This is a genomic window from Kineococcus aridisoli, assembly GCF_050871885.1.
Taxonomy (GTDB): domain Bacteria; phylum Actinomycetota; class Actinomycetes; order Actinomycetales; family Kineococcaceae; genus Kineococcus.
Genome location: NZ_JBJLSF010000030.1, coordinates 40,099 through 48,166 on the forward strand (window position 1 = coordinate 40,099; position 8,068 = coordinate 48,166).

The following is an 8,068-nucleotide window of genomic DNA, read 5'->3' on the forward strand; positions in this document are numbered from 1 at the left end:
GCGCGCCGCCCCCGCGCGCCGCCCCCGCGCGCCGCCCGCGCGCGGGCCTGCCAAGCTTGCGCCCATGCGCGTGCACATCGGGACCGACCACGCCGGCTTCGAGCTCAAGGAGCACCTCGTGGCGCACCTGCGCGAGCAGGGCCACGACGTGGTCGACCACGGGGCCCACGCCTACGACGCGAGCGACGACTACCCGCCGTTCGTGCTGCGCGCGGCCGTCGCGGTCTCGCAGGAGCCGGGCAGCCTGGGCATCGTCATCGGCGGCTCCGGCAACGGCGAGCAGATCGCCGCCAACGTCGTGCCGGGCATCCGCTGCGCCCTGGCCTGGTCGGAGGACACCGCCCGGCTGGCGCGCGAGCACAACGACGCCCAGGTCGTCGGCATCGGCGCGCGCATGCACTCGCCCGAGGAGGCCACCCGCCTGGCGGACGTCTTCCTGGCGACGCCGTTCTCGAACGACCCCCGCCACGTGCGCCGCATCGAGATGCTCACCGCCTACGCGCGGACCGGCGAGCTGCCCGCGCTGCCGGACGGGGAGCGCTCCGGCGACGGGGCCTGATGCCGGAGGGGCACACCGTCCACCGCGACGCCCGCCGGGTGCGCGAGCGCTTCGGCGGGCGCGAGGTCCGCGCCAGCAGCCCGCAGGGCCGCTTCGCCGACGGCGCCGCCCTGCTGGACGGGCGGCGGCTGGAGGGCGCCGAGGCGCACGGCAAGCACCTGCTCGCCGACTTCGGCGGCGGGCGCGTGCTGCACGTCCACCTCGGCCTCTACGGGGCGTGGACGGTCGGGGACGGGCAGCCGCCGCCCCCGCGCGGCGCCGTCCGCGTGCGGCTGCAGGGCGAGGGCGGCTGGTCGGACCTGCGCGGCCCCACGGCCTGCGAGGTCCTCGACCCCGCCGGCGTCGCGGCCCTGCACGCCCGCCTCGGCGCCGACCCGCTGCGCGCCGACGCCGACCCGGCCCGCGCCTACGAGCGCATCGCGCGCTCGCGCACCAGCATCGGCGCCCTGCTCATGCAGCAGGAGGTCGTGGCCGGCGTCGGGGCGATCTACCGCGCCGAGGTGCTCTTCCGCACCGGCATCAACCCCTACCGGCCCGGCCGCGAGGTGGACCCGGCGGACTGGCAGGCGCTGTGGGGGGACCTCCTCGTCCTGCTGCGCGCCGGGCTGCGCGCCGGCCGGATCGTCACCACGCGCCCCGAGCACCGCACCCGCCCGCGCGGGAGGCCGACGGTGGACGACGTCTTCTACGTCTACCGCCGCGCGGGGCTGCCGTGCCGCGTCTGCGGGACGCCGGTGGCGTACGCGCAGATGGTCAGCCGGCACCTGGCCTGGTGCCCCACCTGCCAGCCGCGCTGAGCTCGGCCGCGACCTCGGCGCCGAGCCCGCGCGCCAGCCGCTCCAGCAGCGCCCCGGCGTGCGCGATGCACGTGGCGGGATCGGGCTCCAGGTCGGTGAGGGCGCGCGCGTCGGTGAACCCGGCCGCCCGCCAGCGCTGCTGCGCCAGCGCCCGCCGCCCGCTGAGGACGACGACGGGTGCGCCGAGCCGGGCGGCCGCCGCGGCCACCCCCACCGGGGTCTTGCCGCCCAGCGACTGCTCGTCGAAGCTGCCCTCCCCGGTGATCACGAGGTCGGCGCCGGCCGTGCGGTGCGCCCAGCCGGCCAGCTCCAGGACGACCTCGACACCGGGGCGCCGCCGGGCGCCGAGCAGCCCGAGCGCCACCAGCCCCGTGCCGCCCGCGGCGCCGGCCCCCGCGAGCTCGCGCGCGTCCTGCGCGCCGGCGGCGGCCAGCGCGTCCGCGAAGCGGGTCAGCGCGGCCTCCAGGACGGCGACGTCGGCCGCGCTCGCGCCCTTCTGCGGTCCGAAGACGGCGGCGGCGCCGCGCTCGCCCAGCAGCGGGTTGTCCACGTCCGCCGCCAGCGTCCAGCGCGCCCGGCGCGCCCGCGGGTCCAGGCCGTCGAGCTCGACGCGCGCCAGCCGGGCCAGGCCCGCCCCGCCGTCGGGGACCGGGGCCCCCTCGGCGTCCAGCAGCCGGGCACCCAGCGCGGCGAGCAGCCCCGCCCCGCCGTCGGTGGAGGCGCTGCCGCCGACGGCGAGCACGAGCTCGCGGGCGCCGTCGTCCAGCGCCGCGCGCACCAGCTCGCCGGTGCCGCGGGTGCTCGCCGCCAGCGGTGCGCGCCGGCCGCCGGGCAGCCGGTCCAGCCCGGAGGCCTGCGCCATCTCCACGAGGGCGACGTCGCCGTCGCGGGCCAGCACGGCGGGCACCCGCTGGCCGGTGGGGCCGGCCACCTGCACCCGCAGGGGCCGCCAGCCGGCGGCCAGCGCCGCCTCGACGGTGCCCTCGCCGCCGTCGGCGACGGGCAGGGCGGTGGTGCGCAGCACGGGCTCGGGGCGGGCGGGCGCGCCGGGCGCCAGGGCGGCCGCGAAGCCCGCGCCGAAGCCGGTGCCGATCCGCTCGGCCACCTCGAGCGCGGTCAGCGACCCCTTGAACTTGTCGGGCGCGACGACGACGTGCAGCGGGAGCCCGGCCCGGGGCGTCAGCAGCGGTGCCACGCCCGCAGCCTGCCAGCCGGCGGCGCGCGCGGGACGCCCGGTGCCCGCACCGGCGCGTCCGCGCGCCACCATGGGGCGGTGGCGACGGGACGGGCGACGGGACGGGCGACGGGACGGACGACGGGGCGGGCGACACCGCGGCTGACGCCGCACGACGTGGGGTGCTGGGTGCTGAAGTCCGCCGCGCCGGTGCCGCTGCCCGTCGCGGGAGCGCTCGTGCGCCGGTGCGTGCGCCCGTCCTACCGCCTGGGGCTGATGGCCGCGGGGCAGCCGTGCCTGCTGTGGCGCAGCGGGCCGGAGGCGGGCGTGCACGCGGTGGGGGAGCTGGCGGGGGAGCCCGGCCCGGACGCGGCGGTCGACGTGCGCTGGCGCCCGCTGCCCGTGCCGCTGCCGCGCGCGCTGCTGCGCGCGGACCCGCTGCTGGCGGGTGCGGAGGTGCTGCGGATGCCGGCGGGCTCCAACCCCTCGTACCTGGCGCCGGGGCAGTGGCGCCGGCTGCTGGAGGTGCTGGAGGACGAGCTCGGGCCGGCCCTCCTGGAGGACCGGCCCGGCCGGGGAGCGGGCGACGGGAATCGAACCCGCGTAGCTAGTTTGGAAGACTAGGGCTCTACCATTGAGCTACGCCCGCGTGAAGCACCCACCGGCAGCCCGCAGGACCGGCCGACGCCTCGCGGCACAGCTTAACGGGTCGTGAGCGGTAGCCTGCTGCAGTACCGCCGGCAGCGCGGCGGTGCGCGGGGTGTGGCGCAGCTTGGTAGCGCGTCCGCTTTGGGAGCGGAAGGCCCCCGGTTCGAATCCGGGTACCCCGACGGACCACGCGACCGGTCGCTGGCAGCAGCGAGCCGGTCGGGCAGGGGAGGCCCCGCCGCGGACGGCTAGCATTCCGCGGTGCGCCGGGGCAGCCCCGGCACCCCCGCACGCCTGACCACGACCTCCGCCCCGGCGGAGAGACCCCAGGAGATCCCTGCTGTGAAGAGCGACGTCGAGACCCTCAACCCGACCCGGGTGAAGCTGACCGTCGAGGTCGGCTACGACGAGCTGAAGCCCAGTCTCGACAAGGCCTACAAGACGATCGCCGGTCAGGTGCAGGTGCCGGGCTTCCGCCGGGGCAAGGTGCCGCCGCGCGTCATCGACCAGCGCTTCGGGCGCGCCGCGGTGCTGGAGGAGGCCGTCAACGACGCCCTGCCGAAGTTTTACCAGCAGGCCGTCGAGGCCTCGGACCTGCGCCCGCTGGGCCAGCCGACCGTCGACGTCTCTCAGGCGCCGGACCCCAAGGACGGCGGTGACCTGAAGTTCTCCGTCGAGGTGGACGTCCGCCCGACGCTGGAGCTGCCGGACCTGTCGACCCTGGCCGTCACCGTCGACGACCTGCAGGTGCCCGAGGAGGAGGTGCAGACGCGCCTGGACGCGCTGCGCGAGCGCTTCGGCACCCTCACCGGCGTCGACCGCGCCGCCGCCGACGGCGACTTCGTCTCCATCGACCTGCGCGCCGAGATCGACGGCGAGGAGATCGAGACGGCCAAGGGCATCAGCTACCGCATCGGCCAGGGCAACATGATCGAGGGCCTGGACGAGGCGCTCACCGGGCTGTCGGCCGAGGACTCGACGACCTTCGCCGCGCCGCTGGCCGGCGGGGAGCGCAAGGGCGAGGACGCGCAGATCACCGTGACCGTGCAGTCGGTCAAGGAGCGCGTGCTGCCCGAGGCCGACGACGACTTCGCCCAGCTGGCCAGCGAGTTCGACACCCTGGAGGAGCTGCGGGCCGACCTGCTCAAGCAGGTCGAGCAGTCCAAGCGCTTCGAGCAGGGCCTGCAGGCGCGCGACAAGGTCCTCGACAAGCTGCTCGAGGTCGTCGAGGTGCCGGTGCCCGAGTCGCTGGTGGAGGCGGAGATCCACGCCCACCTGGAGCGCGAGAACCGCCTCGAGGACGCCGAGCACCGCGCGGAGATCGAGGAGAGCACCCGCCAGGCCATCCGCAGCCAGCTGCTGCTGGACGCCCTCGCCGAGCGCGAGGAGATCGGCGTGGAGCAGGGCGAGCTCATCGAGTACCTGGTCGGCCAGGCCCAGCAGTACGGCATGGACCCCAACCAGTTCGTGCAGATGGTGGACGGCGCCGGCCAGGTGCCCTCGATGGTCTCCGAGGTCCGCCGCCGCAAGGCGCTGGCCGTGGCGATGGAGCAGGCGACGGTCACCGACGCCTCCGGCAACGCCGTGGACCTCGAGGAGCTCGTGGGCGAGGACGAGGGCGAGACCGCCGCGGTGACCTCCGACGTGGTCGCCGAGGGCCCGGTGCCCTCCGGGCAGGACGAGACCGGCCAGACGGTCGACCCGACCGGCGAGGACGAGCAGGCCGCGGCCGAGCAGGTCGCCGACCAGGCCTCCGCCGGCGGCGGCACCGAGGCCGGCGTCGAGGGCGCCACCGAGGGCGACAAGAGCTGAACCCGTCGCTGTGGGCGCACCCGCCGCGGTGCGCCCACAGCGAAAAGGGCCTGGTCCCGACATGGCCGTCGGGGGCTGCGCGTTAGGGTCGATCGAGATCGGCGGACGGTTCCGCCGACCCTCGCCGGCTCGTCCGGCCGGGGGTGGTCGACGCCAGGAGAGGGCCAGGGAACAGCGTGAGCGAGATCTTGAGCGCACCGGGACTGGTGGTGCCGCAGCAGGCCCGGGGCAACCAGCCGGGCATGGGCCTGGACGACAACGTCTACCAGCGGCTGCTGCAGCAGCGGATCATCTGGCTCGGTTCCGAGGTCCGGGACGAGATGGCCAACGCCATCTGCGCGCAGCTGCTGCTGCTCGCGGCCGAGGACCCGGACGCGGACATCTTCATGTACATCAACTCGCCCGGCGGCTCGGTCTCCGCGGGCATGTCGATCTACGACACGATGCAGTACATCAAGCCGGACGTGGCGACGATCGCCACCGGGCTGGCGGCCTCGATGGGCCAGTTCCTGCTGTGCGCGGGTGCCCCGGGCAAGCGCTCGGCCCTGCCGCACGCCAAGATCATGATGCACCAGCCCCTGGGCGGGCTCGGCGGCTCCGCGAGCGACATCAAGATCCTCGCCGAGCAGATCATCATGACCAAGCGGCAGATGGCCGAGCTGATCGCGCAGCACTCCGGTCAGACCTTCGAGAAGATCACCGCCGACTCCGACCGCGACCGCTGGTTCACCGCGGAGGAGGCCCGTGCGTACGGCCTCATCGACCACGTCGTGGGCCACACCAGCGAGGTCGAGGGCGGGGGCGGCACCGGTGCGTGACCCCTTCCGCCTCCAGCACCCCGACCAGATGGGAGACCGCCCCGTGAACCCGCAGTCCGGTCGCTTCGACCCGGCGTACGGCCCGTCCGCCCGCTACGTGCTGCCGCAGTTCGAGGAGCGCACGTCCTACGGGATGAAGCGCTCCGACCCGTACACCAAGCTCTTCGAGGACCGGATCATCTTCCTCGGCGTGCAGGTGGACGACGCGTCGGCGGACGACATCATCGCCCAGCTCATCGTCCTGGAGTCCCAGGACACCGAGCGCGACATCATCATGTACATCAACTCGCCGGGCGGCTCCTTCACCGCGCTGACGGCGATCTACGACACGATGCAGTACATCCGCCCGGACATCCAGACGTACTGCATGGGCCAGGCGGCCTCGGCCGCGGCCGTGCTGCTGGGCGCGGGCACGCCGGGCAAGCGCTTCGCGCTGCCCAACTCGCGCATCCTCATCCACCAGCCGGCGATGGCCGGCGGCGACTACGGGCAGGCCTCCGACCTGGAGATCCAGGCCAACGAGATCCTGCGCATGCGCACGTGGCTGGAGGAGACCCTGGCCCACCACTCCAACCGCAGCGTGGAGCAGGTGCGCGAGGACATCGAGCGCGACAAGTTCCTCACCTCCGCCGAGGCCGTCGAGTACGGGCTCATCGACGAGGTCCTCACCAGCCGCAAGGCGTCCGCGGCTCCGCAGCTGCGCTGAGCACGTAGCGTCACTCATCTGTAGCAGTGCGTGAGCACGAGGCGCGCGCCCGGGGGGCCGGTCTGGCACCGTGTCCCCCGGGGGCGTGTAATGGGTCGGGCGCGAGGTGTCCGGCAGGTAGCGTGACAGCACGCGACGCGACCGGGCGGTGCGCCCGTCGGCCCCCGGGTCGCGGTCCAGCAGCACGAGGAGAGGAATCCGTCGGTGGCACGCATCGGTGACGGTGGCGACCTGCTGAAGTGCTCCTTCTGCGGCAAGAGCCAGAAGCAGGTCAAGAAGCTCATCGCGGGCCCCGGCGTCTACATCTGCGACGAGTGCATCGACCTCTGCAACGAGATCATCGAGGAGGAGCTCGCCGAGGCCAACGACCTGGGCCTGGTGGAGCTGCCGAAGCCGAAGGAGATCTTCGACTTCCTCGACCAGTACGTCATCGGCCAGTCGTCGGCCAAGAAGTCGCTGGCGGTGGCCGTCTACAACCACTACAAGCGCATCCAGATCGGTGAGCCGACGGCCAAGAACCGCGACGACGCGGTCGAGATCGCCAAGTCGAACATCCTGCTCATCGGTCCCACCGGCTGCGGCAAGACCTACCTCGCGCAGACGCTGGCCAAGATGCTCAACGTCCCCTTCGCGATCGCCGACGCCACGGCGCTCACCGAGGCCGGCTACGTCGGCGAGGACGTCGAGAACATCCTGCTCAAGCTCATCCAGGCCGCCGACTACGACGTCAAGAAGGCCGAGACGGGCATCATCTACATCGACGAGGTCGACAAGATCGCCCGCAAGTCGGAGAACCCGTCGATCACCCGCGACGTGTCCGGCGAGGGCGTGCAGCAGGCCCTGCTGAAGATCCTCGAGGGGACCACCGCCAGCGTGCCGCCGCAGGGCGGGCGCAAGCACCCCCACCAGGAGTTCATCCAGATCGACACGACGAACGTGCTGTTCATCGTGGGCGGGGCCTTCGCCGGCCTGGACCGCATCATCGAGTCCCGCTCCGGCAAGCAGGGCCTCGGCTTCGGCGCCCAGCTGCGCCCGACGTCGGCCGCGGCGGCCGAGCCGACCTTCGCCGACGTCATGCCCGAGGACCTCATGAAGTTCGGGCTCATCCCCGAGTTCATCGGTCGCCTGCCGGTCATCACCTCGGTGGAGAACCTCGACCGCGAGGCCCTCGTGCGCATCCTCACCGAGCCCCGCAACGCCCTGGCCAAGCAGTACCAGCGGATGTTCGAGCTGGACGGGGTGGAGCTGGAGTTCACCGACGACGCGCTGGAGGCCGTGGCCGACCAGGCGATCCTGCGGGGGACCGGTGCCCGCGGTCTGCGCGCCATCATCGAGGAGGTCCTGCTCCCCGTGATGTTCGACGTCCCCAGCCGCGACGACATCGCCCGCGTGGTGGTGACCCGCGAGGTCGTGCTGAAGAACGTCAACCCGACGCTCGTGCCGCGCGAGGCGCCGCAGCGCAAGCCGCGCGAGCGCCGCGAGAAGTCCGCCTGACCCAGCGGTCCACCCGGCCGGGAGCGCACGAGCGAGGGCCCCGCACCAGCTGGTGCGGGG

The 8,068-nt window shown here is 74.1% G+C and carries 7 protein-coding genes and 2 tRNA genes; 7 read left to right on the forward strand and 2 right to left on the reverse strand.

Annotation, left to right across the window (positions count from 1 at the left end; all coding sequences use genetic code 11):
- Positions 1 to 64 precede the first annotated feature (64 nt).
- On the forward strand, positions 65 to 559 hold the full coding sequence (locus ACRYM2_RS10495) for a ribose-5-phosphate isomerase (protein ID WP_432522085.1): 495 nt from the start codon (positions 65 to 67) through the stop codon (positions 557 to 559).
- Positions 559 to 1,356 (forward strand): Fpg/Nei family DNA glycosylase, encoded by a 798-nt coding sequence (locus ACRYM2_RS10500; RefSeq protein ID WP_432522087.1) that lies wholly within the window; start codon positions 559 to 561, stop codon positions 1,354 to 1,356. Before ACRYM2_RS10495 ends, ACRYM2_RS10500 begins: the two co-directional genes overlap by 1 nt.
- Here the strand turns inward: ACRYM2_RS10500 and ACRYM2_RS10505 are convergent.
- On the reverse strand, positions 1,313 to 2,542 hold the full coding sequence (locus ACRYM2_RS10505; protein ID WP_432522106.1) for a glycerate kinase: 1,230 nt from the start codon (positions 2,540 to 2,542) through the stop codon (positions 1,313 to 1,315). The two genes, ACRYM2_RS10500 and ACRYM2_RS10505, sit on opposite strands and share 44 nt — an antisense overlap.
- 566 nt (positions 2,543 to 3,108) lie before the next feature.
- Positions 3,109 to 3,179: transfer RNA gene (locus ACRYM2_RS10510), tRNA-Gly, on the reverse strand.
- Positions 3,180 to 3,286: 107 nt separating this feature from the next.
- Between ACRYM2_RS10510 and ACRYM2_RS10515 the strand changes: the two genes are divergently transcribed.
- The 5 genes from ACRYM2_RS10515 (at position 3,287) to clpX (ending at position 8,008) form a co-directional block, all read left to right on the forward strand.
- Positions 3,287 to 3,360, forward strand: a tRNA-Pro gene (locus ACRYM2_RS10515).
- Positions 3,361 to 3,520: 160 nt separating this feature from the next.
- A complete protein-coding gene (gene tig / locus ACRYM2_RS10520) occupies positions 3,521 to 4,990 on the forward strand; it encodes a trigger factor (RefSeq protein ID WP_432522090.1) in 1,470 nt (489 codons plus the stop codon).
- 242 nt (positions 4,991 to 5,232) lie between these two features.
- Positions 5,233 to 5,808, forward strand: coding sequence for a ClpP family protease (locus tag ACRYM2_RS10525; RefSeq protein WP_166614346.1), 576 nt, complete (start codon positions 5,233 to 5,235; stop codon positions 5,806 to 5,808).
- Positions 5,809 to 5,836: 28 nt separating this feature from the next.
- Positions 5,837 to 6,514: an ATP-dependent Clp protease proteolytic subunit gene (locus ACRYM2_RS10530; RefSeq protein ID WP_432522092.1), complete on the forward strand. Its 678-nt coding sequence runs from the start codon at positions 5,837 to 5,839 to the stop codon at positions 6,512 to 6,514.
- 204 nt (positions 6,515 to 6,718) lie between these two features.
- Positions 6,719 to 8,008, forward strand: coding sequence for an ATP-dependent Clp protease ATP-binding subunit ClpX (gene clpX / locus ACRYM2_RS10535; protein WP_432522094.1), 1,290 nt, complete (start codon positions 6,719 to 6,721; stop codon positions 8,006 to 8,008).
- The last annotated feature ends 60 nt before the right edge of the window (positions 8,009 to 8,068 follow it).

Bases quoted from the DNA above. Each gene is read 5' to 3' on its own strand.
- ACRYM2_RS10495 (WP_432522085.1), top strand. From the start codon at position 65: ATGCGCGTGCACATCGGGACCGACCACGCCGGCTTCGAGCTCAAGGAG.
- ACRYM2_RS10525 (WP_166614346.1), top strand. From the start codon at position 5,233: ATGGGCCTGGACGACAACGTCTACCAGCGGCTGCTGCAGCAGCGGATC.
- ACRYM2_RS10530 (WP_432522092.1), top strand. From the start codon at position 5,837: ATGGGAGACCGCCCCGTGAACCCGCAGTCCGGTCGCTTCGACCCGGCG.
- ACRYM2_RS10500 (WP_432522087.1), top strand. From the start codon at position 559: ATGCCGGAGGGGCACACCGTCCACCGCGACGCCCGCCGGGTGCGCGAG.